We start from the raw sequence: 24,963 nt of genomic DNA, 5'->3' as shown, positions 1-24,963 counted from the left end.
ATGGAAACCCGAGCCCACCATGTGTTGATCGGCCTGTTCAGCGTGATCGTGATCGGCGCCGCCCTGCTCTTCGGCCTGTGGCTGGCCAAGTCAGGCTCCGAGGGCAAGTTCAACTACTACGACATCGTCTTCAACGAGGCGGTCAGCGGCCTGTCCCAGGGCAGTTCGGTGCAGTACAGCGGGATCAAGGTCGGCGACGTCGCCTTCCTCCGCCTCGACCCGCAGGACCCGCGCAAGGTCTGGGCGCGCATCCGGGTGGTGGCCAGCGCGCCGATCAAGCAGGACACCACGGCCAAGCTGGCGCTCACCGGGATCACCGGCACCTCGATCATCCAGCTCAGCAGCGGCACGCCCTCCAGCCCGATGCTGGAAGGCAAGGACGGGAAGATCCCGGTGATCGTCGCCACGCCCTCGCCACTGACCCAGTTGCTGAGCAACGGCGAGGACCTGATGGGCAATATCAACCAGCTCATCGCGCGTTTCAGCAACCTGCTTTCCGAAGAGAACAGCGCCCGCATCAGCCGCACCCTGGATCATCTCGACCAGGCCACCGGCGCGCTTTCCGCCGAGCGCGAGAACGTCAGCGCGGTGATGCAGCAACTGGCCCAGGCCAGCAAGCAGGCCAACGCCGCCCTGGCCCAGGCCAGCGAACTGATGCGCAACGCCAATGGTCTGCTCAACGAGCAGGGCAAAGGGATGCTGGAGAATGCCAGCAAGACCATGGCCTCGCTGGAACGCACCAGTGCCACCCTCGACCAGTTGATCAGCGAAAACCGCCATTCGCTGGACGGCGGTATCCAGGGCATCGCCGAGCTCGGTCCGGCGGTCAGCGAACTGCGCGACACCCTGGCGGCGCTGCGCGGGATCAGCCGGCGCCTGGAAGAAAACCCGGCGAACTACCTGCTGGGCCGGGAAAAAACCAAGGAGTTCACCCCATGATGGTCGCCCTTCGCCCGCTGCGTCGCCTGTCCCTGGCCGCCGGCCTGGTCGTGTTCGCCACTCTCGGCGCCTGTTCGATCCTGCCGGAGGCGCAGGTCCTGCAGGTCTACCTGTTGCCGGTGCACAACCCGCCGGCCAGCGCCGCCGCGCGGCCGGTCGACTGGTCGCTGCGGATCGCCCGGCCGCGCACCAGCCTGGTGCTGGAGAGCCCGCGCATCGCGGTGCGCCCACAGGGCGACGAGATCAGCGTGTACCAGGGCGCGCGCTGGAGCGACCCGGCGCCGGCGCTGCTGCGCGATCGCCTGATGCAGGCGTTCCAGGCCGACGGCCGGGTCCGTGGCCTGAGCAGCGACGACAGCAACCTGCAGGCCGATTTCGAACTGGGCGGCGACCTGCGCGCATTCCAGACCGAATACCCGAACGGCCAGGCCACCGCGCTGATCCGCTACGACGCGCGACTGGTGCGCAGCGACGACAAGCGGGTGATCGCCAGCCGGCGCTTCGAGGTACGCCAGCCGGTGGATGGCAGGAAGGTTCCGGAAGTGGTCAGCGCCTTCGGCAAGGCCGCCGATACGCTATCGGCCCAGGTCCTCGACTGGACCCTGCGCCAGGCCGCTGCACAACCCTCCGCGCAGCCCTGAACCGCGTGGACTGGCCGGCTACCCCGGCCCGTCCTGCCAGCGCGCGCGGTATTCGCTGGGCGTGCAACCGAACCAGCGGCGGAACGCCCGGAAGAAATTGCTCGGATCGGCGAAACCCAGCAGGTAGGCGACTTCCAGCAAGGTCAGGCCAGGCTGCTGGAGATACTGTCCGGCCATCTCCCGGCGCGTGTCGTCGAGCAGTTGCTGGTAGCTGGTGCCTTCTTCCTGGAGGCGTCGTTGCAAGGTGCGCTGCGACAGGTGCAACGCCTGCGCCACCCGCTCGCGCCTGGGCTCGCCCTGCGGCAGCAGCCGGCACAGGGTCTGCCGGGCCAGGTGGGTGATGCGACTGCTGGCGAAGCGCGCCAGATAGTCGCCGGCGAAACGGTCGTGCAATTGGGCCAGCGCCTCGTTGGCAGAGGGGAGCGGGGCCTCCAGGTCGGCGCGGGAGAACACCAGCGCGTACTCCTCGGCATGGAAACGCAGCGGCGCGCGGAACAGCTCGCTGTAGGGCGCCAGCGGCTCGCGCGGCGCGCCGGGCAGCTCCACCAGCAGCGGGTCCAGCGCGCGACCGGTGATCCAGCGGACCATGTCCACCAGGTAGGCCAGCGAGCATTCGGCGCTCTGCGGCGGCGCCGGCAGTCGATCGCCATGCACCGTGACGCCCAGCCGATAGCCCTGTGGCGTGCGGCGGAAAGTCAGGTCGGACGCTTCCGCGATGATCCGCTGGTAACGTTCCAGGCGAGCGAAGCCTTCGGCCAGGTTGCGACTCGACATCAGCGCATAGCCCACCACGTGGAAGGCCGGCCGGCGGACCCGGGCGATGTTCAGGCCGATCGCCGGATTTCCGCTGAGCGCTACTGCCCGCTGCCACAGGCGGCTCATCGCGTCCTGAGGAAAGCGCGCGTCGGGATCCTGCAGGGCCTGGTAGTCGAGGCCCAGCTCGGCGAACAGCTGGCGCCCGTCGAGGCCTTCCAGCTCCAGGGCGAGGACGATGCCCTGGACCCAACTGGACAAGGTAGTACGTTCCGGCATCGGTCTCTTCTTGTTCTGGGGGGCACAATGCCGGCCATCGGCTGGCCTGGCGGCCCAAGGATACTAAACTGGCCCTGTATGTCATCCGTGGTATCGGCCTGCCCGCCTACACTGGACCGACACAACGAGAGGAGGCATCCCATGAGCAGCCCCGACGTCCAGCGTTTCCAGAGTTTCGCCGAGTTCTACCCCTATTACCTGCAGGAGCACAGCAATGCCGTCTGCCGTCGCCTGCACTACGTCGGCAGCCTGCTGGTGCTGGCGGTGCTCTTCCACGCGCTGGCCAGCCAGCAGTGGCTGTGGCTGCTGGCGCTGCCGCTGGTCGGCTACGGCTTCGCCTGGGTCGGCCACTTCGTCTTCGAGAAGAACCGCCCGGCCACCTTCAAGTATCCGTTGTGGTCGTTCATGGGCGACTGGGTGATGCTCAAGGACGCCTTCACCGGTCGCATCCGTTTCTGACCCCCGCGCGGCCGGCCCCCCTGGCCGGTCGCCCTCCCGGCACGACCGTCGGTCCCGGGCGCACGTGCATTCCTGAACAATCGATCAGCTGTCACTGGCCGCCACGCAAACGCTTGGTTAAGATTCCGCCAGCAACCTGGCCAGCCGCCATTCCCCGGCGGAGCGCTCACGAGGCAGAGCCGGGACGAAAATACACAGGGACCCTCTCCAGCGCATGAAGCCCACCCTCCCCGACCGCTCGCCGACGAGCCGGTCCGTCGCATCCATGCGCGAATACTATTCGCGCGTGCTGGCTTATATCGCGTGTGGCGCCAGCATCGCGGCGGGAACCTACACCCAGTATTTCAGCTACGGCATCCTCTGGATGGTGCCGTACGCCCTGCTCTACCCGCACCTGGCCTACCATCTCGGCCAGCGCTTCCGCCAGCACGATCCGCGCAAGGTGACCCGCATCCTGCTCGCGGTCGACGCCGCGCACTGCGGCCTGGGCATGGCCCTGCTCGGCTTCTCGGTGGTCCCCAGCCTGATGTTCCTGCTGGTGCTCAGCTTCACCGCGCTGGTCATCGGTGGCCTGCGCCTGCTCGGCATGGCCCTGCTGGTATCCGCCAGCAGCGCGCTGCTGGTCACCGTCCTCGCCGCGCCGCCGCTGCTCGGCACCACGCCGGTGGAAGTGGCGGCGGTGAGCATCCTGTTCTGCGGCCTGTACATCTGCATCACCGCCTTCTTCGGCCACCAGCAGGGCCTGCGCCTGGCCCAGGTGCGCCAGGAGATCGCCCGCGAGCAGGAAAAGGCCGCGCGGCTCGCGCGCAACCTGGCCAAGTACCTGTCGCCGCAGGTCTGGGAGATGATCTTCAGCGGCAAGAAGAGCGTGCGCCTGGAAACCCAGCGCAAGAAGCTCACCGTGTTCTTCTCCGATATCCGCGGCTTCACCGAACTCTCCGAGGAGCTGGAGGCCGAGGCGCTGACCGACCTGCTCAACAACTACCTCAACGAGATGTCGAAGATCGCCCTCAAGTACGGCGGCACCATCGACAAGTTCGTCGGCGACTGCGTCATGGTGTTCTTCGGCGACCCCAGCACCCAGGGCGCGAAGAAGGACGCGGTGGCGGCGGTGTCGATGGGCATCGCCATGCGCAAGCACATGAAGGTGCTGCGCCAGCAGTGGCGGGCCCAGGGCATCACCAAGCCGCTGGAGATCCGCATGGGCATCAACACCGGCTACTGCACGGTGGGCAACTTCGGCGCCGACACGCGCATGGACTACACCATCATCGGTCGCGAGGTGAACCTCGCCAGCCGCCTGGAAAGCGCCTCGGAAGCCGGCGAGATCCTCATTTCCCACGAGACCTACTCGCTGGTCAAGGACGTGATCATGTGCCGCGACAAGGGCCAGATCACGGTCAAGGGCTTCAGCCGGCCAGTGCAGATCTACCAGGTGGTGGACTCGCGCCGCGACCTCGGCGCCGCGCCCAGCTACGTCGAGCACGAACTGCCCGGCTTCTCCATGTACCTGGATACCAACAACATCCAGAACTACGACAAGGAACGGGTCATCCAGGCCCTGCAGCAGGCCGCCGAGCGCCTGCGCGACAAGGTCATCCTCTGAGCCGGTCGAGCGCCGCCGGCAACTCCTGCGTCCACTCCGAGGCCGCCCGCGGGCAGCACGCCTGCAATGCCAGGAACTCCTCCGCCGAGGCCCGCCAGGATTGCTCCCGCGCCCAGCGCGCGCAAGCCTCGCGGTCCAGCGCCAGGGCCTGGCGGCAGGCTTCGCCGAGGTCCTCGTGCATGACGCCGGTCACGCCCTGGCACAGCACGTCGAGCGGGCCCGGCACGGCGAAGGCCGCCACCGGCACGCCACAGGCCAGGGCTTCGAGCATCACCAGGCCGTAGGTATCGGTGCGCGACGGGAACACCAGCACCGAGGCCGTCCGGTAGGCATCGGCCAGCGCCTCGCCATGCCGATAGCCGAGAAAGCGCGCCCGCGGATAGCGCCGCTCCAGCGCCGCCCGTTGCGGGCCGTCGCCCACCAGCCACTGCTCGCCCGGCAGTTCGAGGTCGAGGAACGCCTCCAGGTTCTTTTCCGGCGCCAGCCGCCCGACATACAGGAACACCGGCTCCCGCCGGTCCTCAGCCGGCGACTCGGCGGGCCGGAACAGCCCGGTGTCGACCCCCTTGCGCCACAGCCGCAGGCGCTGGAAGCGCCAACTGGCGAATTCCTCGCGCAGGCGCGGGGTGCTCACCAGTACCGCCTCGCTGGGCCGGTGGAAGGCGCGCAGGAAAGCGTAGCCCCAGGACAGTGGCAGCCAGGGAATGCGGTCGCGCACGTATTCAGGAAAGCGCGTGTGGATCGCCGTGGTGAAGCCCATGCCGCGCCTGCCCAGCCAGCGCCGGGCAGCCCAGCCGAGCGGGCCCTCGGTGGCCAGGTGCACGGCGTCCGGGGCGAAGGCCTCGATCAGGGCAGCGAGCCGCCAGAGGTTCCAGGCCAGGGGGATTTCCGGATAGCCGGGACAGGGCAGGCAGCGGAAGTCGTCGGGCGAGAGCACGCGCACCTGGTGACCCAGCCCCTCCAGCTCACGTTGCAGCGCCAGCAGGCTGGTGACGACTCCGTTGACTTGCGGCAACCAGGCGTCGCTGACGATCAGCAACCTCATGCCGCCGGCTCGACGGCCGCGGCGCGCTCCGCCAGCCGCGCCTGCTCCTCGGCCAGGCGGTAGAGCTGGATGCTGCCGTCCCAGTGCTCGATCAGTGCCGTGCAGGACTCCACCCAATCGCCGCAGTTGAGGTAGTCGATACCATCGATGCGGCGGATCTCGGCATGGTGGATATGCCCGCAGACCACTCCGTCGAGCCCGCGTTTCTGGCATTCGTGGGCGATGGCCTCCTCGAAGTCGCCGATGAAGTTCACCGCGGTCTTGACCTTGTGCTTGAGGTAGGCCGACAGCGACCAGTAGCCGTAGCCCCAGCGCCGCCGCCAGTGGTTCAGCCAGCGGTTGAGCAGCAGGGTGAACTCGTAGGCGGAGTCGCCGAGGAACGCCAGCCAGCGGTGGTAGCGGGTGATCACGTCGAACTGGTCGCCATGGATCACCAGCAGCTTGCGGCCGTCGGCGGTGCTGTGCACGGCCTCGTCGACCAGGCGGATGTTGCCGAGCACCAGGCTCGAGTAGCGGCGCAGGAATTCGTCGTGGTTGCCGGTGACGTAGATCACCTCGGTGCCGCGCTTGCTCAGGGTGAGCAGGCGGCGGATCACGTTGGTGTGGGCCTGCGGCCAGTAGATGCCGCCACGCAGCTTCCAGCCGTCGATGATGTCGCCCACCAGGTAGATACGGTCGGCGTGGTAGCGCTTGAGGAACCCCGCCAGGTGCTCGGCCTGGCAGTCCCGCGTTCCCAGGTGCACGTCGGATATCCACAAGGTCCGGACCCGCTGCTTGCGGTTCGAGGTGAAACGTTGCGCGGTGCTCATCGGCGGATCTCCGACGGTGTTTTTCCGATCTTGGCCGCAGCCGGTGAAGCGACTGTGACAACCCCGCGACCGTTGCGTGACAGGCCACGGCTGTCTGTGCGCGGCGCCAGCGGTTAGACTGATCGCCTGCCTCCGGGAGCTTCGCCATGGGTTCGATCCTTTCCCTGCGCCACTACAACCACGACCAGATCGTCCATAGCCATGACCATGCCCAGTTGGTCATGGGTCTCAGCGGCTGCCTCGAGTTCGAGGTCGACGGCCGCGGCAGCCGCGTTCTGCGCCAGACCTTCGCGGTGGTCCCGGCGGCGGCCCGGCACGCCTGTTCCAGCCCCGACGGCAGCCATTGCCTGGTCCTCGACCTGCCCTGCGACGGCAGCCTGTTGCACGGCCTCGGCGAGCATGCAGAGGCCGGCCAGCGGTTGTTCGAACGACCGCAGGCGCTGCCGCTGACGCCGGCCCAGGGCCAACTGGTGAACTGGCTGGCCAGCGGGCCGATCAACGATCCGGTGATCGCCCACCAGGGCGCCGGCCTGCTCCTCGCCAGCCTGGCCAGCGAGCGCCAACCGCCGCGCCAGCGGCCACGCCTGCCGCTGGCCAGCCTGGACGCCTATCTCGACCGCCACGCCGCCTACCCGCTGCAGGTCGCCGACCTGGCGCGGCTGGCCGGCCTCTCGGTAGCGCGCTTCCACAGCCTGTTTCTCGCCGAAACCGGGCAGACGCCCATGGACTACGCGCGCAGCCGGCGCCTGCACCAGGCTCATGAACTGCTGCTGCAAAGCGGCCTGGCGGTGGGCGAGATCGCCGCGCGGGTCGGCTACGCCTCGCAGAGCGCCTTCACCGCGGCGCTGGTCCGCGAGTTCGGCGTCACTCCGCGCCAGCTGCGCCGCGAGTCGCGCGACAAAACCGGCTAGCCGCACGACAGACAAACCCGTCGCGACTCCCTACTCTCTGCCCATCGACAGACCAGGAGTCAGCATGGACACCATCGAATGGCAGGATTTCGAGCGCGTCGAACTGCGCGTCGGCACTATCCTCAGCGCCGCTCCCAATCCCCGGGCACGCAAGCCCGCCTATATCCTCGAGGTCGACCTCGGCCCGCACGGCCTGCGCACCTCCAGCGCGCAGCTGACCGCGCACTACCAGGCGGAGGAACTGGTCGGCCGCCAGGTCCTCTGCGTCTGCAATTTCGCTCCGAAGCAGATCGCCGGGGTACGCTCGGAGATCCTGGTCACCGGGGTCTACGATAGCGAGGACAAGGTGGTCCTGGCCGGCTTCGACAAACCCCTGCCCAATGGCGCGCGCCTGGCCTGAAGGATCTTCATGAATCGACGTTCCGCCCTCGCCGCCCTGCACGGTGGCGCCCTCCTCTTCGGCCTGACCGGGGTGTTCGGCAAGCTGGCCAGCGCCTCCCCCGGGGTGATCGTGTTCGGACGCGCGCTGTTCGCCGTGGTCGCCCTGGGTCTCTTCGCCCGCCTCAGCCACCAGTTGTGGCGAGCCCTGGGGCCGGCGCAACGGCTGCGCCTGGCCGGCTGCGGCCTGCTCCTGGCAGGACACTGGGTAAGCTTCTTCATCGCCGTGAAGACCGGCGGCGTGGCCATCGCCACGCTCGGCTTCGCCAGTTTCCCGGCCTTCACCGTGATCCTCGAAGGCCTTGTGTTCCGCGAACGCATCCACTTCGCCGAAGTCCTGCTGGTGGCCCTGGTCAGCCTCGGCCTGGTGCTGGTGACGCCGCGTTTCGACCTCGCCAGCGGCGCCACCCTCGGGCTGCTCTGGGCGATCCTGTCCGGCCTGCTGTTCGCCCTGCTGTCACTGGCCAACCGCAGCAATAGCGGACAGATCGGGCCGGTGCAGGCGGCGCTCTGGCAGAACCTGGTGGTCGCCCTGTGCCTGCTGCCGTTCGCAGCCTTCGAACTGCCGGCGTTGCCGGCCCTGGACTGGCTCTGGCTCGCCTTGCTGGGGGTGTTCTGCACCGGCCTGGCGCATAGCCTGTTCGTCGCCAGCCTGGCGGTGGTCAAGGCGCGCAGCGCCGCCCTGGTGTTCGCCCTGGAGCCGGTCTACGGGATCGCCTTCGCCTGGCTGCTGTTCCATGAGACGCCGGGGCCGCGGATGTTCCTCGGTGGCGCGCTGATCATCCTCGCCATCGTGCTCTCGGCGCGCTTCGGCGCCCCGGGCCGGAAGGCTCCCGCCAGCCCACGCCGGTCCGGTCCCGGGCACGCCTGATCCAGCCCGGTCCGCCTGCGCGCGCAAGCCAGGTCGGAATAAAAAAACCCGGTCGAACACGCGGGGGGAAGGGGTTCGACCGGGTGCTGCGTCCAATCACCGGAGCGTTGGCAGAGGGACGCAAAGGGAAGTGTCGGTTTCCAGCGCCTGCAGCATCCGTTCACGCGCCCGCGCCAGGCCTTTGTCACGGAATTCAGGGCCCATGTTCATGCCCTCCGCGTGGATGAAGGTGACGTCGTGGATGCCGATGAAGCCCAGCACCTGGCGCAGGTAGGGTTCCTGGTGATCGAGACCGCCGCCGGCATAGATCCCGCCGCGCGCGGTCAGGACGAAGGCGCGCTTGCCCTGCAGCATGCCCTCCGGCCCCTGCTCGGCGTAGCGGAAGGTCAGGCCGGCGCGCAGCACATGGTCGAACCAGCTCTTCAGGCTGCTGGGAATGGCGAAGTTGTACATCGGCGCCGCCAGCACCAGCACGTCAGCCATCCGCAACTCCTCGGTCAGACGGTTGGAACGCTCGAGGGCGCGCCTTTCCGCGGCGCTATGGCCGTCGCAGGGAGTGGTCCAGGCCCCCAGCAACAGTTCGTCGAGATGCGGCAGCGGCTCGCGCGCCAGGTCGCGGAGCTGGAAACGGTCGGCGGGATGCGCGGCTTTCCAGTGGGAGACGAATTCCGCCGTCAGCAGACGGGATACCGAGCCCCGTTGGCGGGCACTGCTCTCGATAACCAGGACACGGGACATGACTCGACCTCCACCACTGCGATGCAACGATGGAGGTGAGAGTAGAGAAGGATTAATCGATTAAAAAGTTGAAAAAACCGCTATTAAATATCGACCAGGTTGATTTATAAACAGGCAACACCTAGTCTTTCTGGCAAGGGAACGGGCTATTTCGCGATCTTGCAGGTCAGCTTGATCCGCAACTTGATGATGTCGCGGCCGAACTGCGCGGTGAAATTGCTGTTCTGCCCCGGCTGGATCACGCCCTTGCGTACCTTCGGGGTCTCCGGGCCGTTGCGGAACACCGCGGTGCACTCCGCCGCCTGGCTACCCAGATTGGTCAGGAGGATGGCGCCCATGTCGCGGCCGATGTCCTGGGTACTGTAGGAAACCTCGCTGCCGTTGAGCTGCTGCTCGACCTCGATCGGATAGGCGAAAGCGGACAGGGGCAACAGCGAGAGCGCGAAACAGCAAAGCCTTTTCATGGCCGGACTCCGGTAGCGACAGATGGAAAATTGGCAATACCCTGAAAACCACGGCATTCCGTACGTCAAGAGACTGGACAGCTATCCCGTACAGGATGCCGACGACACGATAAGCGAAGTCGCCCCTCCGGCGCACTCGTCATCGCCTGCCGGACGCGAAAAGGCCGGCCAGGCATCCCTGCATTCGAGGAGGCGGAAATGAAAGCGCCACGCGTCACCCTGGACCAATGGCGGACCCTGCAGGCAGTGGTCGATCATGGCGGCTTCGCCCAGGCCGCGGAGGCCCTGCACCGCTCGCAGTCGTCGATCAGCTATACCGTGGCCCGCATGCAGGAACAGCTCGGCGTGCCGCTGCTGCGCATCGACGGACGCAAGGCGGTCCTTACCGAGGCCGGCGAAGTGCTGCTGCGCCGTTCGCGGCAGCTGGTCAAGCAGGCCGGACAACTGGAGGAGCTGGCCCACCACATGGAGCAAGGCTGGGAACCGGAGGTGCGCCTGGTAGTGGACGCCGCCTACCCCGCTGCGCGGATCGTCCGCTCGCTATCCGCCTTCATGCCGCAGAGCCGCGGCTGCCGCGTGCTGCTGCGCGAAGAAGTGCTCTCCGGCGTCGAGGAGGCGCTGATCCAGGGCGCCGCCGACCTGGCGATCAGCGGTCTGATCATCCCCGGCCACCTCGGCGCCGACCTCAGCGTGGTCGAGTTCGTCGCGGTGGCCCATCCCGACCACCCGCTGCACCGTCTGCAACGCGAACTGACCCACCAGGACCTGGAAACCCAGATGCAGGTGGTGATCCGCGACAGCGGCCGGCTGCAGCCGCGCGACCATGGCTGGCTCGGCGCCGAGCAGCGCTGGACGGTGGGCAGCCTGGCCACCGCGGCGACCTTCGTCGGCAACGGCCTGGGCTTCGCCTGGCTGCCGCGGCACATCATCGAGCGCGAACTGCAGAGCGGCCAGCTCAAGCCGCTGCCGCTGAGCCAGGGCGGCGTGCGGCAGAGCCGCTTCTACCTCTACACCAACAAGGAAAAGCCGCTCGGTCCGGCCAGCCAGATTCTCATGGAAATGCTCAAGTCGTTCGCCAACGTACCGCTCAACGCGCCCTTCGCGGCGCCCGAACCCGCTGCCGAGTGAGCGCGCATGCCTGACTTCCGGCAGCGCGGCTGCACCCTCGTCTACGATGACCACCCCGGCCCCGCCGAGCGGGCGCCGGTCCTGCTGCTGCACGGTCTCGGTTCGAGCGCCCGCGACTGGGAATACCAGTTGCCGGCCCTGCTGGGCCGCTACCGCCTGCTGGTCCCGGACTTGCGCGGCCACGGCCGCTCCGGCAAGCCGCGCGATGGCTACAGCATGGCCGGCTTCGCCGAGGACTGCGCGGCGCTGCTCGACCGGCTCGGCTGCGGCCCGGTGCACCTGGTCGGCATCAGCATGGGCGGGATGATCGGCTTCCAGCTGGCCTGCGAGCGCCCCGACCTGCTGCGCAGCCTGACCATCGTCAACAGCACCCCGGAAGTCATTCCGCGCACACCCCGCGAACATCTGGAAGTGGCCAAGCGGCGGCTCCTCTCGCGCCTGCTCAGCCTGCGGACAATCGGCCGCGCCCTGGGCCGGCTGCTGTTTCCCAAGGCGGATCAGGCCGGGTTGCGAGAGAAGGTCGAGGAGCGCTGGGCGGAGAACGACAAACGCGCCTACCTGGCCAGCCTCGACGCCATCATCGGCTGGGGCGTGCAGGAACGATTGGCCGAGATCGCCTGTCCGACCCTGGTGATCAGTGCGGATCGCGACTACACGCCGGTATCGCTGAAGCGGGCCTATTGCGAGCGGATCGCCGACGCCCGCCTGGTGGTCGTGGAAGACTCCCGCCACGCCACGCCGATGGACCAACCCGAGATTTTCAACACCACCCTGCTCGGCTTCCTCGCCGATATCGACAAAACCAAGGAACAACCATGCTCAAACGTCTCCTGATCGCCGCCTGCACCCTACTCTTCGCCGGTTCCCTGCTGGCCGCCACGCCTGCCGCCAAGCCGCACGTCCTGATCGCCACCAGCCTCGGCGAGATCGAGGTGGAACTCGATCCGGCCAAGGCGCCGATCAGCGTGAAGAACTTCCTCGAGTACGTCGACAGCGGCTACTACGACGGCACCCTGTTCCACCGCGTCATCCCCGGCTTCATGGTGCAGACCGGCGGCTTCAGCGCCGGCATGCAGGAGAAGAAGACCCGCGCACCGATCAAGAACGAGGCCGACAACGGCCTGCTCAACGAACGCGGCACCCTGGCCATGGCCCGCACCGGCGTGGTCGACTCGGCCACCAGCCAGTTCTTCATCAACCTGACCGACAACGACTTCCTCAACCATGGCGCACGCGACTTCGGCTATGCCGTGTTCGGCAAGGTGGTGCGCGGCATGGGCGTGGTCGACCAGATCGCCAAGGTGCCCACCACCCGCCGCAACGGTTTCGCCGACGTGCCGAGCGACGACGTGGTGATCCTGTCCGCCAAACGCCTCTGAGTTACGCCGCAGGGGCTTGATCCGGCGGGCCCAGGACGGGCCCGCTCCAGAAGAGAGCCATCATGCTTTATCGTCGTTTCGAACGTCTGATCGACCCGTTCCGCAGCGCTTCCGAGCGTATGCCGCCCAGCGAGGTGCTGCGTTTCTATGTCCACTTCCTGCGCCAGGTCTGGCCGGTGTTCCTGGCCCTGCTGGTGGTCGGCCTGGTCGTCGCGCTGATCGAGGTGGCGCTGTTCAGCTACCTCGGCCGCATCGTCGATCTCGCCCAGAGCACGCCCAGCGCGGAGTTCTTCCGCGTACACGCCAACGAGCTGATCTGGATGGCGGTGGTGGCGCTGGTCCTGCGTCCGTTGTTCAACGCCCTGCACGACATGCTGGTGCACCAGAGCATCAACCCAAGCATGACCAACCTGATCCGCTGGCAGAACCACCGCTACGTGCTCAAGCAGAGCCTCGGCTTCTTCCAGAACGATTTCGCCGGACGCATCGCCCAGCGCATCATGCAGACCGGCAACTCGCTGCGCGACTCGGCGGTGCAGGTGGTGGATGCGCTCTGGCACGTGCTGATCTATACCGTCAGCGCCCTGGTGCTGTTCGCCGAGGCCGACTGGCGGCTGATGATCCCGCTGGTACTGTGGGTGATCGCCTACGTCGGCGCCCTCGCCTACTTCGTGCCGCAGGTCAAGCGCCGCTCGGTGGAGGCCTCGGACTCGCGCTCGAAGCTGATGGGACGGATCGTCGACGGCTATACCAACATCACCACCCTGAAGCTGTTCGCCCACACCCGCCAGGAAGAGAACTACGCCCGCGAGGCGATCGACGACCAGACCCTCAAGTCGCAGCGCGCCGGGCGCGTGGTGACCTCCATGGACGTCACCATCACGCTGATGAACGGCGTGCTGATCACCGGGACCACCGGCCTGGCCCTGTGGCTGTGGAGCCAGGGGCTGATCTCGGTGGGCGCCATCGCCCTGGCCACCGGGCTGGTGATCCGCATCAACAATATGTCCGGCTGGATCATGTGGGTGGTCGGCGGCATCTTCGAGAACATCGGCCAGGTCCAGGACGGCATGCAGACCATCGCCCTGCCGCGCAAGGTGGTCGACCGCGAGGACGCCCGGCCGCTGCGGGTCGAGCGCGGCGAAGTGGCGTTCGAGCACATCGCCTTCCACTACGGCAAGGGCAGCGGCGTGATCCAGGGTCTCGACCTGCAGGTCCGCCCCGGCGAGAAGATCGGCCTGGTCGGCCCCTCCGGCGCCGGCAAGTCGACCCTGGTCAACCTGCTGCTGCGCCTGTACGACCTGGAGAGCGGGCGCATCCTGGTCGATGGCCAGGACATCGCCGGGGTGACCCAGGAAAGCCTGCGCGCGCAGATCGGCATGGTCACCCAGGACACCTCGCTGCTGCACCGCTCGATCCGCGACAACCTGCTCTACGGCCGCCCCGGCGCCAGCGACGCGGAACTCATGGAAGCGGTGCGCAAGGCCCGCGCCGACGAGTTCATCCCGCTGCTCAGCGACGCCGAGGGCCGCCGCGGCTTCGACGCCCACGTCGGCGAGCGCGGCGTGAAGCTCTCCGGCGGCCAGCGCCAGCGCATCGCCATCGCCCGGGTACTGCTCAAGGACGCGCCGATCCTGATCCTCGACGAGGCGACCTCGGCGCTGGACTCGGAAGTGGAATCGGCGATCCAGGAAAGCCTGGAGACCCTGATGGAAGGCAAGACGGTGATCGCCATCGCCCACCGCCTGTCGACCATCGCCCGCATGGACCGCCTGGTGGTGCTGGACAAGGGTCATATCGCCGAAAGCGGCACGCACGCCGAACTGCTCGCCCACGGTGGTCTCTATGCACGCCTGTGGCAGCACCAGACCGGCGGTTTCGTCGGCGTCGACTGAAGCCTGGAAACCGGGCGGCGGCCCCAGCGCCGCCCGGCCTGCCGATCTCGCCAGAGGCTCTGCGACGGGCGTTCGCGCGACAATCATCACCGCCATCGATCTCGACTAGCACGCGCTTCGATTTTTTCCGCCAGCGAAACGGTGTTCTTATCGAACCCGTGCCCCGGCTCGATCCCGACGCCTGCAGCATCGTCCCCGTCCACCTGGCGTCGGCCACGGACGACCAAGGATGCCAGTGCTCGGTACCGGGGGTTTCGCCCCATCGCTACGGAGAATCACAGAATGAAACTTGCCTCTGTCGTGTCCGCCGTCATCACCAGCCTCGCCCCCATGGCCTTCGCCCAGGACGTGGACAAGGACCCGGGCCGCGGCCTGCCGGTCGAGGAATACCACTACGGCATGCAGCTGGACGTGAAGAACGTCCTGCACCGTACCGACAATTCGAGCAGGACCGGCGTGGTGCCGGTGACCGTGGTCTACGAGGACCACAGCGGCGAGCTGCACAAGATCCGCTTCCTCGAATGGGGCGGTAGCACCAGCAACGGCTGAGCGTCGCGACGCCCTATCGTCCCGGCCGCTCCCTCAGGCCTGGCGATAGGGCAACAGGCCGTGGGCCTCTTCGGCATAGGCACGCACCCCCGCCCGCTCCTGGGCGAGGAATTGCGCCACGGCATCGCGCAGGCCGGGGTGCGCCAGGTAATGCCAGGAACGCGTCAGTACCGGCTCGAAACCGCGGATCAGCTTGTGTTCGCCCTGGGCGCCGGCGTCGAAGCGCGCCAGGCCGGCGCCGATGGCGAACTCCAGGCCCTGGTAGAAACAGGTCTCGAAGTGCAGCCGGTCGAACTCGGCCAGACAGCCCCAGTAGCGCCCGTACAGGGTGTCCCCGGCGACCAGGCTGAAGGCCATCGCCACCGGCTTGCCATGCTGGTGGGCGAAGACCACGCGGATCGCCTCCGGCATGCGCTCGGCGAGCAGGCCGAAGAATTCGCGGCTCAGGTAGGGGTCGCGGTCGCGCACCAGGTAGGTATTGGCGTAACAGAGATAGACGAAGTCCCATTCCAGCTCGGACAACTGGCCGCCCTCCCGCCACTCGAACTCGATGCCCTGGCCGCCGACCTGCTCGCGCTCCTTGCGCAGTTGCTTGCGCTTGCGCGAGCTGAGGGCGTCGAGGAAGTCCTGGAAGTCCCGATAGCCACGGTTATGCCAGTGGTACTGGCAGCCCAGGCGCTCCAGCCAGCCATCGCGCCCGGCCAGCAGCGCGTCGGCGCGGGCATCGGTGAAATTCACATGGATGCCCGACAATCCGCTGGCCTCGGCTTCCTCGCCGAGGCTCGCGAGCAACGCCTGCAAGCCTTCTTCACCGCCCAGCAGACGCGCGCCGGCAACCGGGGTGAACGGCACGCCGACCAGCAGCTTCGGGTAATAGCGGATGCCGGCGCGCTGGCAGGCGTCCGCCCAGCTCCAGTCGAACACGTACTCACCATAGGAATGCGCCTTCACGTAGGCCGGCAGCGCCGCCCGCAGGCGACCCTGCGTATCGCGCAGCACGCGATGGGCCGGGCGCCAGCCGGTGGCAGGCGTGACGCTGCGGCTGTCTTCCAGCGCGGAGAGGAAAGCATGGCGCAGGAACGGCTGGGCGGGAGGCAGCAAGGCGTCCCACTCGGCGGCGTCGATATCGGCAAGGGCGGCAAGCGTCTGGATCGGCATGCGCGCCAGTCTGGCGCGAGACGCCAGGCAAGTGAAGCCGGTCGACGGAAAAAAATGCCGGCGGACCCCGCGATGAAACCGCCCTTCACCAGGCGAAGGCTGGAACTTTCCACGCAGGGCGGACAACCGCGACGGCATTCCCGATCTGGCCCTCTTCGGGCCCTAGATCATGCCCAGCAACAACAGGACCAACAGCACCACCAACAATGCACCGATGATCCCCGAGGGACCGTAGCCCCAGTTGCGCGAGTGGGGGAAGACCGGCAGGCCGCCGATCAGCAGCAGGATCAGGATGATCAGAAGAATCGTACCGAGACTCATGGGCGTCGCTCCTGTTCGGCTCATGGGGCAAGGGGCGGAAGATTCCGTCCCCTTGTAGTTCTCGACCCCGGCCGAACCGCGAAGATTCAATAAATCCGAGCCCCCCGGCCTCTCAGTGGATGACCTTCGGCGCCGGTCCCTTGAGCAGGCGCATGAACATCAGCGCCACCGCCTGTGCGTCGCCGAGGGCGGTGTGGCGGCCACTGACCGGGACGTCCAGGGCCCGCGCCAGGGTATCGAAGCGCAGGTCGAGGTGGGCATCCGGGAAGTGCCGGCTGACCTTGCGGTGGTAAAGCGAGGAAACCTCGATGGTCGGGTTGCGCAACTGCAGGTCGAAACGCTGGCGCAAATGCCGGTTGAGCACCGCGATATCGAACGACAGGTAGTAGCCGAGCAACGGCCGGTCGCCGATGAATGCCAGCAGCCGGCGCAGGGCCTCGTCCAATTGCAACTGGCCCTCCAGGTCGGCGCGGCGCAGCTTGTGGATGCGGATCGACTCGGCGTCCAGGCTCGGCGGCGGTTCGACGTAGAGTTCCAGGCGCTCGCCCAGGACCAGCTTGCCGCGTCGCACCAGCACCGCGCCGATGCTGAGGATGTCGGCGCGGCGCGGGTCGAGGCTGGTGGTCTCGAGGTCGAGGGAAATCACTTCCTCCGCCTCGATCGCTTCGTGCATCCACCAGTACAGGCGGCGGCGCCACCCCGGCCAGCGGCTGTCGGGCAACTTGACCATGCTGTTCATCGGGTCTCCAGGTGAAATTGGCGGGCCAGGCTCTGCTTGAACTTCTTCACCACGTGCAGGCCGTAGCGCAGCATGTCGCGCTCGTGGCGGCTCATGCCGCTGACATCCAGGCCCTGCTGGCGGCCGTCGCGCTGGCCGGCCAACTGGCGGGTCAGGCGCAGTTGCAGGAACAGTTCGAAGGACTCGGCCAGGTCATCCGCCAGGCGCGGCTCAAGCAGCTTGCGCGCCTTCAGCGCGGCGATCCGCGCCAGGCTGCCGCGCACCTCCAGGCCTTCACGCAGGGCCAGGGTACGGATGCCATGGACGATGGGAAAGATCCCGCCACGCTTGAGATCGAGGCGGGCATCCTGGACCTTCAACTGGCCGAGGAATGTCAGCGGCGTGTCGAATTGCAGGGCCGCCGCGGCGACGTCCGCCAACCAGCGCTCGCCGCCGTCGACGAAAGCGCGCAGTTCGCGGCGCAGGGGTTCGAAAAGCTGCGGGTTGCCGGCCACCGGCCAGGCGTCGGCCAGGATCGACAGACGCAACAGCTGCTCCGGCTTGCCCTCCAGCAACGTCATGCGCAGTTCCGAACGCCAGGCGGAGAGCGACTTGCACCAGTCCGGCCGGCTGGCCATCACTCCGCCGGGACAGGGCGGATAACCGAACTCCAGCAGGGCCGCGCTGAAGCGCTGCATCATGGCCAGGGCCTGTTCCTGCGGCAGGTCGTCGGCCAGGACCAGGGCATTGTCCTGGTCGGTCTTCAGCAACTGCTCGCCGCGTCCTTCGCTGCCCATCACCAGCAGGCAGCAGCGGCCGCGCAGGGTCGGCGGCAGAAGCAGCTCGAAAAGCCGCTCGAGCAACTGCTCGTTGAGCGCACTGACCAGCTGCATGATGAAGCGCAGGCGAATGCCGTTGCCGGCCAGGGTGGCGATCAGGGTATCCAGGGTTTCCGCACAGCGGCGCAGGTCGTCGAGGTCGTCGGCGCGGGCAATGCGCAGCGCGAGCACGTGGGAATGGGTGGAGAACAGGCTGAGCACCTGGGTCAGGTGCAGCAGCCCGATCACCTGGCCGTCCTCGGTGACCGCGACCCGTTCGATGCGCTGGCGGGTCATCAGGATCATCGCGTCGAACAGGAAGTCACCCAGCTCGACGCTGGCCAGCGGGCCATGGGCCAGCGGCCCGATGGATTCCTGCTCGCTGCGACCATCGCGGAAATGCGCGCTCATCAGGTCGGTGCGGGTGACGATGCCGAGCTCGGTTCCGTCCCTCTCCAGCCGCACCAGCAGGGCATCGGCGCCATGACTCAACTGCAGGCGCGCGGCATCGCCGAGGGACAGCGAGGCCTCCACCTCCAGGGCCGGCAGCAGGTGCTCGCGGGCGATCCGGGTGAGGATGAACTCGGCGAGGTTCTGTCCGTCGCGCCGGGCCAACTGGCGCTTGGCCGCCAGGTCGGCCTGGAAGAAGCGGGCGAAAGCCGGGTTCTCCCCGCACAACTGGTGGAAACAGCTGGCCGGCAACTCGTAGACGATGCTTTCCTCGATCGCCAGGTAGCGATGCTTGCTGCTGCCGGAGAACAGCCCACGGACGTCGAACAGGTCTTCCGCGGCGTACTGGGCGAATACCCGTCCGTCGTCACCGCGCTCCTCGACCACGCCCTTGAGCAGCACGAACAGCCCGGGGACCGACGAGCCCGCTTCGAGCAGGACCTCTCCCGGCGCGTAGTAGCCCACGCTGAGGGCCTGCTTGAGGGCTTCGCGCTCATGGGCGCGCAACTGGTCGAAGGGGGGCGAGGCGAAGTTGAAACTGTCAGGCATGGCTCATCTCGCTATGGCCGGGACGCTTAAACGAAAGGCGGCGGACCGGAAATCCGGCCGCCGCCTCGGGCTACGCCTTCACGTAGCGCTTAGTGGGCCACCGCGCCAGAGGCGCCCAGGCCGGTCTGGGAACGGATGAACTGCGGGAAGAAGCGCGCGCGCTCCTCGTCGGCCGCCGCCGACTTGTCGGTGATGGAGAAGAACCAGATACCGACGAAGGCGACGATCATCGAGAACAGCGCCGGGTACTCGTACGGGTAGATGGCTTTCTCGTGGCCGAGGATCTGCACCCAGATGGTCGGGCCGAGGACCATCAGACCAACCGCGGTGACCAGCCCCATCCAGCCGCCGATCATGGCGCCGCGGGTGGTCAGCTTCTTCCAGTACATGGAGAGCAGCAGCACCGGGAAATTGCAGCTGGCGGCAATGGAGAAGGCCAGGCCGACCATGAAGGCGATGTTCTGCTTCTCGAACAGGATGCCGAGCACGATGGCGACCACGCCCAGGGCCACGGTGGTCATCTTCGAGACCCGCAGTTCGTCCTTCTCGTTGGCCTTGCCGGCCTTGAACACGCTGGCGTAGAGGTCGTGGGAGACGGCCGAGGCGCCGGCCAGGGTCAGCCCGGCGACCACCGCGAGGATGGTGGCGAAGGCCACCGCCGAGATGAAGCCGAGGAACAGGCTGCCGCCCACCGCGTCGGCCAGGTGCACCGCCGCCATGTTGTTGCCGCCGATCAGGGCGCCGGTGGCGTCCTTGAAGTCCGGGTTGGTGCTGACCAGCAGGATCGCGCCGAAGCCGATGATGAAGGTCAGGATGTAGAAGTAGCCGATGAAGCCGGTGGCGTAGAACACGCTCTTGCGCGCTTCCTTGGCGTCGCTGACGGTGAAGAAGCGCATCAGGATGTGCGGCAGGCCGGCGGTGCCGAACATCAGCGCGAAGCCCAGGGAGAACGCCGAGATCGGGTCCTTGACCAGGCCGCCCGGGCTCATGATCGCCTCGCCCTTCGGATGCACCTTGATCGCTTCGGAGAACAGCGTGCTGATGTCGAAGTTGACGTGCTTGAGCACCATGATCGCCATGAACGAGGCGCCGGAGAGCAGCAGCACGGCCTTGATGATCTGCACCCAGGTGGTCGCCAGCATGCCGCCGAACAGCACGTAGAGCACCATCAGGATACCCACCAGAACCACCGCGACATGGTAGTTGAGGCCGAACAGCAGCTCGATCAGCTTGCCGGCGCCGACCATCTGCGCGATCAGGTAGAAGGCCACCACCACCAGCGAGCCGCAGGCCGAGAGGGTGCGGATCTGCTTCTGCTTGAGGCGGTAGGAAGCGACGTCGGCGAAGGTGTACTTGCCCAGGTTGCGCAGGCGTTCGGCGATCAGGAAGAGGATGATCGGCCAGCCGACCAGGAAGCCGATCGAATAGATCAGACCGTCGTAGCCGGAGGTGAAGACCAGCGCGGAAATGCCCAGGAAGGAAGCCGCGGACATGTAGTCGCCGGCGATCGCCAGGCCGTTCTGGAAGCCGGTGATGCGGCCGCCGGCGGCGTAGTAGTCGGCCGCCGAGCGATTGCGCTTGGAAGCCCAGTAGGTGATGCAAAGGGTCGCGCCGACGAAGGCGACGAACATGACGATGGCCGAGACGTTCAGCGGCTGGCGCTGCACGTCGCCGGTCAGCGCGTCGGCCCAGAGGAGCGGAGCGAAGGCGGCGAGACCGAGCGCGGCGAGGAGACGGGCGATCATTGCTGCGCCTCCTTGAGGATTTCCTGGTTCAGGCTGTCGAATTCGCCGTTGGCGCGACGCACGTACAGGCCGGTCAGGATGAACGCGGCGACGATCAGTCCGACACCCATCGGGATGCCCCAGGTCACGGACGAATCGGGACTGATACGCGCGCCCAGCAGCTGCGGCTGGAAAGCGATCAGCAGGATGAATATCACGTAGAGGCCAAGCATGATCGAAGAAAGTATCCAGGCGAATCGCTCTCGCTTGGCCACCAACTCCTTGAAGCGCGGATTGGTATCAATCCGCTGGTAGATGCTGTCGTTCATTGTTTTTATCCTCACAGCGGGGTGACGCGGAATGTCGTCGGTAACCACTGTAGGACGCTGGTGCAAGCACTCCAGACGACTTTAGTCGTAGCGTTTCGCCAGCCGCTCTAGACCGGTATTCCCGGGCCCTCCGGCGATTTTCGCAGGTTGCCTGCGAGAGAAAACGAACGCGCGCCCGGGAACCCGGGCGCGGCGTTTTTTCGAAACGATCCGGCCGCTACGGCAGCCACTCCCCGACCCGTTGCGGATTGGCCGCCACCCACTGCTTCGCCGCATCCTCGGGCTTGGCGCCCTCCTGGATCGCCAGCATCACCCGGCCGACCTCGTTGCCGTCCTTCCAGCCGAACTTCTTCAGGAACTCCCAGACCGGCCTGGCCTTGGCCTCGAGCGCCGGGTTGGCGACGGTGTCGACGTGCTCGGTGTCACCGTAGACCTTCTTCGGATCATCGAGGAATTTCAGTTTCCACTTGGCGAACATCCAGTGCGGGATCCAGCCGGTCACCACCACCGGCTTCTTCTCGTTCTCGGCACGGGTCAGCTCGGCGATCATGCCGCTGCCGGAACTGGCCACCAGCTTGTAGTCGAGGCCGTATTGCTTGATCGCCTCGTCGGTCTTGATCATCACCCCGGCGCCGGCGTCGATGCCCACCACGCGGCCGCCGAAAGCGTCCTTCTGCGCCTGGAGGTCGGCGATGCTGCCGGCATTCACGTATTCCGGGACGATCAGGCCGATGCGTGCGTCCGGGTAGTTGATGGCCAGGTTGACCACCTTGTCCTTCATCTTCTCGTAGTAGGCGCCGTGGGTGCCCGGCAGCCAGGCCGAGAGCATGGCGTCGAGCTTGCCGCGCGCCACTCCCTGCCACATGATCCCCGCCGCCACCGGCATCAGCTTCACCTCGTAGCCGAGCTTCTCGCGGATCACCTCGGCGGCCACATGGGTGGTCGCCACGCTGTCCGACCAGCCGTCCACGTAACCGATGGTGATCACCGGCTTGTCCGCCGCGGCCGCCATCCCCACCGCCGCCGACATTGCCAGGCCCGCACTCCAGCACAACAGTCGTCGCATCATTCGCATCAGACGTACCCCTTGTTCTATGCCGCCGGGGACGCTCCCCGACGGTCGCGGCACTCTGCGGTGCCGCCGTCCATCATCGGCGCGCCCGGCCACCGGACTGCTCTGAGAACGACGTCCAGCGCACCCGATAGCGACATCTCCCATACTGCGCCTGGGGCCGCTGCCGGCGTGCGCCGGGCTGGTGCGATGGAGCCGCTCTATGCCCCCGATTGGACAGAGCGATTTCCGCCAGGCCGGGCGCCCGGATAGTCTTTGCGACAAAGAGGAATGATTCTCGTTAAAGGAGAGCCACCATGCTCAAGACCCTGACCTTCACCGTCATGCACTTCATGATCGCCTTCAGCGTGGCCTATGCGCTGACCGGCAGCGTCGCGGTCGGCGGACTGGTGGCGGCGGTCGAGCCGCTGTGCAACTCGGTCGGTTTCTACTTCCACGAGAAGATCTGGAAACGCTTCGAGAAGGACGGCGCGGCGCGCCCGACCAGCACCGCCCACGGCTGGCTGCACCGCCACGCCTGAACCGGCGACGGCTGCGCTGGAGGGGCACGGAAGCGGGGAAAAGCCCGATTGAATCGCCGGCTGCAATAACCCACTGCACTAGTGAGGCTTGCAGTTGTCATAACGGCAGTATATTCACTCAGTACTTTTTCCCTCGAAGGGACCTCCTCGATGCCCCACTTCCTCCGTTTCGCTGCCCTGCTCGGCGGCCTCGCCCTCGGTTGCGCCAGCCTGGCGCAGGCCCGGGACGTGGATGCCGCCAGCTACGGCTACCCGCTGACCAACCCGTTCGAGGCGACCATCGCCACCACGCCGCCGGAGCTGCGTCCCGAGCTGCCGCACAGCGAGGACATCGACCAGAAGGATTACAGCCTGAAGTTGCGCCCGGAGCGCGAATTCGCCCTGCCGGACAACTTCTGGCCGGTGAAGAAGCTGCGCTACCGCCTGGCCCGCCAGGACCACGCGGCGCCGCTGATCTTCATCATCGCCGGGACCGGCGCACACTATGCCAGCAGCTTCCCGGAATACCTGAAGAAACTCTTCTACCAGGCCGGCTACCACGTGGTGCAGCTGTCCTCGCCGACCAGCTGGGACTTCATGGCCGGCGCCTCGCGCTTCGCCACCCCGGGCTTTTCCAGCGACGACGCCGACGACCTGTACCGGGTGATGCAGGCGGTGCGCGCACAGCAACGCGACCTCCCGGTGACCGACTATTACCTCACCGGCTACAGCCTCGGCGCGCTCAACGCGGCCTTCGTCAGCCACCTCGACGAAAGCCGGCAGAGCTTCAATTTCAAGAAAGTCCTGCTGCTCAATCCGCCAGTGAACCTCTACACCTCGGTAAGCAACCTGGACAAGCTGGTGGAAACCCAGGTCAAGGGCATCACCGACTCGCGTACCTTCTACGAGGTGGTGCTGGGCAAGCTGACCCGCTATTTCCGACAGAAGGGCTACGTCGACATCAACGACGCCATGCTCTACGACTTCCAGCAGTCGAAGCAGCGCCTGAGCAACGAGGAGATGGCGATGCTGATCGGCACCTCGTTCCGCTTCTCCGCCGCCGACATCGCCTTCACCTCGGACCTGGTCAACCGGCGCGGCCTGATCACTCCGCCGAACTACCCGATCAACGAGGGCACCAGCCTGGAGCCGTTCTTCAAGCGCGCCCTGCAATGCGACTTCGAGTGCTACATGACCGAACAGCTGATCCCCATGTGGCGGGCCCGCTACGATGGCGGCAGCCTGACCCAACTGGTCAACCAGGTCAGCCTGTACAAACTGCAGGACTACCTGCATGACAGCCCGAAGATCGCCGTGATGCACAACGCCGACGACGTCATCCTCGGTCCTGGCGACCTCGGCTTCCTCCGCCGCACCTTCGGCGAACGCCTGACCGTCTACCCCTATGGCGGCCATTGCGGCAACCTCAACTACAAGGTCAACGCGCAGGACATGCTGAACTTCTTCGCCACGCCCGCCGCCGGACAGACCCAGGTCGCCAGCGCGACGCCCACCCAGCAGGCAGGAAACTGATCGATGACCCGTACCGCACACTGGATGTTCGCCCTGCTGCTGACCGGCGCCGCCAGCGCTCAGGCCAACGCCGCCGACACCCCGACCGCGCCGGTCGAACTGCCGCCGCGCCAACTCGACGGCGACGGCTTCAGCCGTCCGCTGGACCAGCTCAAGTTCAACCCCGGCCTCGACCAGCGCGAGTTCGAGCGCGCCACCCTCGACGCGCTGAACATGTACGACCCCTGGGAATCCTGGAACCGCCGGGTCTACCACTTCAACTACCGCTTCGACGAGTGGGTGTTCCTGCCGGTGGTGCGTGGCTATGAATACGTGACCCCGCACTTCGTCCGCAGCGGCGTGAGCAATTTCTTCGACAACCTGGGCGACGTGCCCAACCTGCTGAACAATCTCGCCCAGCTGAAGGGCAAGGCAGCGATGGAAACCACCGCGCGCCTGCTGTTCAACACCACCTTCGGCGTGCTCGGCCTGTGGGATCCGGCGACCAGGATGGGGCTGCACAAGCGCAGCGAGGACTTCGGCCAGACCCTCGGCTACTACGGGGTGGGCAGCGGTCCCTACCTGATGCTGCCGATCCTCGGCCCGTCCAACCTGCGCGACACCGGCGGGCTGGTGGTGGACTACGTCGGCGAGTACCAGGTGAACTACCTCAACGTGCCGCAGGCCAGCGGCGACCATCCGGAGATCACCGCCCTGCGCGTGGTGGACAAGCGCTACAACACCAGCTTCCGCTACGGCCAGATGAACTCGCCGTTCGAGTACGAGAAACTGCGCTACATCTATACCGAGGCGCGCAAGCTGCAGATCGCCGAGTGAGACGAAGAACCGCCGCCCCGTGCGGCGGTTTCTTTTATCTCTAACCATCCAATTAATCGATGGGAATCACA

27 protein-coding genes are annotated in these 24,963 nt (G+C 66.8%); 15 read left to right on the top strand and 12 right to left on the bottom strand.

Annotated features, from left to right (window positions below):
* Both B7D75_RS08925 and B7D75_RS08920 read left to right on the top strand, forming a co-directional pair.
* On the top strand, window positions 1-939 hold the full coding sequence (locus B7D75_RS08925; RefSeq protein ID WP_003157542.1) for an MlaD family protein: 939 nt from the start codon (window positions 1-3) through the stop codon (window positions 937-939).
* Window positions 936-1,580 (top strand): ABC-type transport auxiliary lipoprotein family protein, encoded by a 645-nt coding sequence (locus B7D75_RS08920; protein WP_043100703.1) that lies wholly within the window; start codon window positions 936-938, stop codon window positions 1,578-1,580. The genes B7D75_RS08925 and B7D75_RS08920 overlap by 4 nt, the downstream gene beginning before the upstream one ends.
* A gap of 18 nt (window positions 1,581-1,598) precedes the next feature.
* Here B7D75_RS08920 and B7D75_RS08915 read toward each other — a convergent pair whose 3' ends face one another.
* Window positions 1,599-2,612, bottom strand: coding sequence for an AraC family transcriptional regulator (locus tag B7D75_RS08915; RefSeq protein ID WP_107113929.1), 1,014 nt, complete (start codon window positions 2,610-2,612; stop codon window positions 1,599-1,601).
* A 141-nt stretch (window positions 2,613-2,753) separates the two neighbouring features.
* Here B7D75_RS08915 and B7D75_RS08910 point away from each other — a divergent pair, with 141 nt between their 5' ends.
* Entirely contained in the window at window positions 2,754-3,071 is a 318-nt protein-coding gene (locus B7D75_RS08910; protein ID WP_003157543.1) for an Mpo1-like protein, read from the top strand.
* 214 nt (window positions 3,072-3,285) lie between these two features.
* A complete protein-coding gene (locus B7D75_RS08905; protein ID WP_034082079.1) occupies window positions 3,286-4,677 on the top strand; it encodes an adenylate/guanylate cyclase domain-containing protein in 1,392 nt (463 codons plus the stop codon).
* Here B7D75_RS08905 and B7D75_RS08900 read toward each other — a convergent pair.
* Window positions 4,667-5,722: a glycosyltransferase family 4 protein gene (locus tag B7D75_RS08900; RefSeq protein ID WP_058174373.1), complete on the bottom strand. Its 1,056-nt coding sequence runs from the start codon at window positions 5,720-5,722 to the stop codon at window positions 4,667-4,669. The genes B7D75_RS08905 and B7D75_RS08900 overlap by 11 nt on opposite strands.
* On the bottom strand, window positions 5,719-6,531 hold the full coding sequence (locus B7D75_RS08895) for a UDP-2,3-diacylglucosamine diphosphatase (RefSeq protein WP_003156574.1): 813 nt from the start codon (window positions 6,529-6,531) through the stop codon (window positions 5,719-5,721). The genes B7D75_RS08900 and B7D75_RS08895 overlap by 4 nt, the downstream gene beginning before the upstream one ends.
* A gap of 146 nt (window positions 6,532-6,677) precedes the next feature.
* Between B7D75_RS08895 and B7D75_RS08890 the strand changes: the two genes are divergently transcribed.
* The 3 genes from B7D75_RS08890 to B7D75_RS08880 all read left to right on the top strand — a co-directional run bounded on the left by B7D75_RS08890 (window position 6,678) and on the right by B7D75_RS08880 (window position 8,751).
* Complete coding sequence (locus B7D75_RS08890; RefSeq protein WP_053813626.1) at window positions 6,678-7,442, top strand: AraC family transcriptional regulator; 765 nt, start codon at window positions 6,678-6,680, stop codon at window positions 7,440-7,442.
* Window positions 7,443-7,506: 64 nt separating this feature from the next.
* The gene (locus B7D75_RS08885) at window positions 7,507-7,842 is read left to right on the top strand and encodes a tRNA-binding protein (protein ID WP_043100710.1); all 336 of its coding nucleotides are present in this window, start codon (window positions 7,507-7,509) and stop codon (window positions 7,840-7,842) included.
* A 9-nt stretch (window positions 7,843-7,851) separates the two neighbouring features.
* Window positions 7,852-8,751 carry a DMT family transporter gene (locus B7D75_RS08880; protein WP_107113928.1) on the top strand — a complete coding sequence of 300 codons (900 nt, stop codon included), beginning with the start codon at window positions 7,852-7,854 and terminating at the stop codon, window positions 8,749-8,751.
* A 96-nt stretch (window positions 8,752-8,847) separates the two neighbouring features.
* Here the strand turns inward: B7D75_RS08880 and azoR3 are convergent, their stop codons facing one another.
* Together azoR3 and B7D75_RS08870 are read right to left on the bottom strand one after the other, a co-directional pair.
* A complete protein-coding gene (azoR3, locus tag B7D75_RS08875) occupies window positions 8,848-9,489 on the bottom strand; it encodes an FMN-dependent NADH-azoreductase AzoR3 (RefSeq protein WP_003156570.1) in 642 nt (213 codons plus the stop codon).
* A 146-nt stretch (window positions 9,490-9,635) separates the two neighbouring features.
* Entirely contained in the window at window positions 9,636-9,953 is a 318-nt protein-coding gene (locus B7D75_RS08870; protein WP_003156568.1) for a hypothetical protein, read from the bottom strand.
* Between the two features lie 198 nt (window positions 9,954-10,151).
* Here B7D75_RS08870 and B7D75_RS08865 point away from each other — a divergent pair, with 198 nt between their 5' ends.
* From B7D75_RS08865 to B7D75_RS08845, 5 genes are all read left to right on the top strand, one after another.
* Window positions 10,152-11,081, top strand: a complete 930-nt coding sequence (locus B7D75_RS08865; RefSeq protein WP_003156565.1) for a LysR family transcriptional regulator — start codon at window positions 10,152-10,154, stop codon at window positions 11,079-11,081.
* A 6-nt stretch (window positions 11,082-11,087) separates the two neighbouring features.
* Complete coding sequence (locus B7D75_RS08860; protein ID WP_053816933.1) at window positions 11,088-11,915, top strand: alpha/beta fold hydrolase; 828 nt, start codon at window positions 11,088-11,090, stop codon at window positions 11,913-11,915.
* Entirely contained in the window at window positions 11,897-12,460 is a 564-nt protein-coding gene (gene ppiA, locus B7D75_RS08855; protein WP_003114812.1) for a peptidylprolyl isomerase PpiA, read from the top strand. The genes B7D75_RS08860 and ppiA overlap by 19 nt, the downstream gene beginning before the upstream one ends.
* 62 nt (window positions 12,461-12,522) lie before the next feature.
* Window positions 12,523-14,355 (top strand): ABC transporter ATP-binding protein, encoded by a 1,833-nt coding sequence (locus B7D75_RS08850; RefSeq protein ID WP_034082071.1) that lies wholly within the window; start codon window positions 12,523-12,525, stop codon window positions 14,353-14,355.
* A gap of 282 nt (window positions 14,356-14,637) precedes the next feature.
* A complete protein-coding gene (locus B7D75_RS08845; protein WP_003156559.1) occupies window positions 14,638-14,904 on the top strand; it encodes a DUF2790 domain-containing protein in 267 nt (88 codons plus the stop codon).
* 33 nt (window positions 14,905-14,937) lie between these two features.
* On the opposite strand, the gene B7D75_RS08840 is transcribed toward B7D75_RS08845, so the two are convergent.
* The 7 genes from B7D75_RS08840 to B7D75_RS08810 all read right to left on the bottom strand — a co-directional run bounded on the left by B7D75_RS08840 (window position 14,938) and on the right by B7D75_RS08810 (window position 22,046).
* Complete coding sequence (locus B7D75_RS08840) at window positions 14,938-16,062, bottom strand: GNAT family N-acetyltransferase (protein WP_003156558.1); 1,125 nt, start codon at window positions 16,060-16,062, stop codon at window positions 14,938-14,940.
* Window positions 16,063-16,224: 162 nt separating this feature from the next.
* Window positions 16,225-16,383, bottom strand: a complete 159-nt coding sequence (locus B7D75_RS08835; RefSeq protein ID WP_003109182.1) for a DUF3309 family protein — start codon at window positions 16,381-16,383, stop codon at window positions 16,225-16,227.
* Between the two features lie 112 nt (window positions 16,384-16,495).
* Window positions 16,496-17,122, bottom strand: coding sequence for a 3'-5' exonuclease (locus B7D75_RS08830; RefSeq protein WP_012074979.1), 627 nt, complete (start codon window positions 17,120-17,122; stop codon window positions 16,496-16,498).
* On the bottom strand, window positions 17,119-18,918 hold the full coding sequence (locus B7D75_RS08825; RefSeq protein ID WP_107113927.1) for a DUF294 nucleotidyltransferase-like domain-containing protein: 1,800 nt from the start codon (window positions 18,916-18,918) through the stop codon (window positions 17,119-17,121). The genes B7D75_RS08830 and B7D75_RS08825 overlap by 4 nt, the downstream gene beginning before the upstream one ends.
* A gap of 89 nt (window positions 18,919-19,007) precedes the next feature.
* Window positions 19,008-20,663 carry a cation acetate symporter gene (locus tag B7D75_RS08820; RefSeq protein ID WP_053816929.1) on the bottom strand — a complete coding sequence of 552 codons (1,656 nt, stop codon included), beginning with the start codon at window positions 20,661-20,663 and terminating at the stop codon, window positions 19,008-19,010.
* Entirely contained in the window at window positions 20,660-20,971 is a 312-nt protein-coding gene (locus tag B7D75_RS08815) for a DUF485 domain-containing protein (protein ID WP_012074976.1), read from the bottom strand. Before B7D75_RS08815 ends, B7D75_RS08820 begins: the two co-directional genes overlap by 4 nt.
* A 217-nt stretch (window positions 20,972-21,188) precedes the next feature.
* Window positions 21,189-22,046: a glycine betaine ABC transporter substrate-binding protein gene (locus B7D75_RS08810; protein WP_041025308.1), complete on the bottom strand. Its 858-nt coding sequence runs from the start codon at window positions 22,044-22,046 to the stop codon at window positions 21,189-21,191.
* A gap of 293 nt (window positions 22,047-22,339) precedes the next feature.
* Between B7D75_RS08810 and B7D75_RS08805 the strand changes: the two genes are divergently transcribed.
* The 3 genes from B7D75_RS08805 (at window position 22,340) to B7D75_RS08795 (ending at window position 24,892) form a co-directional block, all read left to right on the top strand.
* Window positions 22,340-22,564: a DUF2061 domain-containing protein gene (locus B7D75_RS08805; RefSeq protein WP_003157072.1), complete on the top strand. Its 225-nt coding sequence runs from the start codon at window positions 22,340-22,342 to the stop codon at window positions 22,562-22,564.
* A 150-nt stretch (window positions 22,565-22,714) separates the two neighbouring features.
* Window positions 22,715-24,076: an alpha/beta fold hydrolase family protein gene (locus tag B7D75_RS08800; protein ID WP_003157070.1), complete on the top strand. Its 1,362-nt coding sequence runs from the start codon at window positions 22,715-22,717 to the stop codon at window positions 24,074-24,076.
* Between the two features lie 3 nt (window positions 24,077-24,079).
* Complete coding sequence (locus B7D75_RS08795) at window positions 24,080-24,892, top strand: MlaA family lipoprotein (protein ID WP_012074973.1); 813 nt, start codon at window positions 24,080-24,082, stop codon at window positions 24,890-24,892.
* Window positions 24,893-24,963: the final 71 nt, after the last annotated feature.

Origin of the sequence: Pseudomonas paraeruginosa, from assembly GCF_003025345.2 — a bacterium.
Taxonomy (GTDB): Bacteria; Pseudomonadota; Gammaproteobacteria; order Pseudomonadales; family Pseudomonadaceae; genus Pseudomonas; species Pseudomonas paraeruginosa.
The sequence above is the reverse complement of the archived record's forward strand: the minus strand, read 5'-3'. Positions and strand labels throughout refer to the sequence as shown.

Excerpts from the sequence above, each read along its gene's own strand:
- B7D75_RS08920 (WP_043100703.1), top strand. The coding sequence starts at position 936 with ATGATGGTCGCCCTTCGCCCGCTGCGTCGCCTGTCCCTGGCCGCCGGC.
- B7D75_RS08830 (WP_012074979.1), bottom strand. The coding sequence starts at position 17,122 with ATGAACAGCATGGTCAAGTTGCCCGACAGCCGCTGGCCGGGGTGGCGC.
- B7D75_RS08865 (WP_003156565.1), top strand. The coding sequence starts at position 10,152 with ATGAAAGCGCCACGCGTCACCCTGGACCAATGGCGGACCCTGCAGGCA.
- B7D75_RS08820 (WP_053816929.1), bottom strand. The coding sequence starts at position 20,663 with ATGATCGCCCGTCTCCTCGCCGCGCTCGGTCTCGCCGCCTTCGCTCCG.
- B7D75_RS08800 (WP_003157070.1), top strand. The coding sequence starts at position 22,715 with ATGCCCCACTTCCTCCGTTTCGCTGCCCTGCTCGGCGGCCTCGCCCTC.
- B7D75_RS08890 (WP_053813626.1), top strand. The coding sequence starts at position 6,678 with ATGGGTTCGATCCTTTCCCTGCGCCACTACAACCACGACCAGATCGTC.
- B7D75_RS08840 (WP_003156558.1), bottom strand. The coding sequence starts at position 16,062 with ATGCCGATCCAGACGCTTGCCGCCCTTGCCGATATCGACGCCGCCGAG.
- B7D75_RS08895 (WP_003156574.1), bottom strand. The coding sequence starts at position 6,531 with ATGAGCACCGCGCAACGTTTCACCTCGAACCGCAAGCAGCGGGTCCGG.
- B7D75_RS08925 (WP_003157542.1), top strand. The coding sequence starts at position 1 with ATGGAAACCCGAGCCCACCATGTGTTGATCGGCCTGTTCAGCGTGATC.
- B7D75_RS08870 (WP_003156568.1), bottom strand. The coding sequence starts at position 9,953 with ATGAAAAGGCTTTGCTGTTTCGCGCTCTCGCTGTTGCCCCTGTCCGCT.
- B7D75_RS08825 (WP_107113927.1), bottom strand. The coding sequence starts at position 18,918 with ATGCCTGACAGTTTCAACTTCGCCTCGCCCCCCTTCGACCAGTTGCGC.
- B7D75_RS08900 (WP_058174373.1), bottom strand. The coding sequence starts at position 5,722 with ATGAGGTTGCTGATCGTCAGCGACGCCTGGTTGCCGCAAGTCAACGGA.
- B7D75_RS08845 (WP_003156559.1), top strand. The coding sequence starts at position 14,638 with ATGAAACTTGCCTCTGTCGTGTCCGCCGTCATCACCAGCCTCGCCCCC.
- B7D75_RS08835 (WP_003109182.1), bottom strand. The coding sequence starts at position 16,383 with ATGAGTCTCGGTACGATTCTTCTGATCATCCTGATCCTGCTGCTGATC.
- B7D75_RS08795 (WP_012074973.1), top strand. The coding sequence starts at position 24,080 with ATGACCCGTACCGCACACTGGATGTTCGCCCTGCTGCTGACCGGCGCC.
- B7D75_RS08815 (WP_012074976.1), bottom strand. The coding sequence starts at position 20,971 with ATGAACGACAGCATCTACCAGCGGATTGATACCAATCCGCGCTTCAAG.
- B7D75_RS08905 (WP_034082079.1), top strand. The coding sequence starts at position 3,286 with ATGAAGCCCACCCTCCCCGACCGCTCGCCGACGAGCCGGTCCGTCGCA.
- B7D75_RS08915 (WP_107113929.1), bottom strand. The coding sequence starts at position 2,612 with ATGCCGGAACGTACTACCTTGTCCAGTTGGGTCCAGGGCATCGTCCTC.
- B7D75_RS08805 (WP_003157072.1), top strand. The coding sequence starts at position 22,340 with ATGCTCAAGACCCTGACCTTCACCGTCATGCACTTCATGATCGCCTTC.
- B7D75_RS08910 (WP_003157543.1), top strand. The coding sequence starts at position 2,754 with ATGAGCAGCCCCGACGTCCAGCGTTTCCAGAGTTTCGCCGAGTTCTAC.
- B7D75_RS08885 (WP_043100710.1), top strand. The coding sequence starts at position 7,507 with ATGGACACCATCGAATGGCAGGATTTCGAGCGCGTCGAACTGCGCGTC.
- B7D75_RS08850 (WP_034082071.1), top strand. The coding sequence starts at position 12,523 with ATGCTTTATCGTCGTTTCGAACGTCTGATCGACCCGTTCCGCAGCGCT.
- B7D75_RS08810 (WP_041025308.1), bottom strand. The coding sequence starts at position 22,046 with ATGCGAATGATGCGACGACTGTTGTGCTGGAGTGCGGGCCTGGCAATG.
- azoR3 (WP_003156570.1), bottom strand. The coding sequence starts at position 9,489 with ATGTCCCGTGTCCTGGTTATCGAGAGCAGTGCCCGCCAACGGGGCTCG.
- B7D75_RS08880 (WP_107113928.1), top strand. The coding sequence starts at position 7,852 with ATGAATCGACGTTCCGCCCTCGCCGCCCTGCACGGTGGCGCCCTCCTC.
- B7D75_RS08860 (WP_053816933.1), top strand. The coding sequence starts at position 11,088 with ATGCCTGACTTCCGGCAGCGCGGCTGCACCCTCGTCTACGATGACCAC.
- ppiA (WP_003114812.1), top strand. The coding sequence starts at position 11,897 with ATGCTCAAACGTCTCCTGATCGCCGCCTGCACCCTACTCTTCGCCGGT.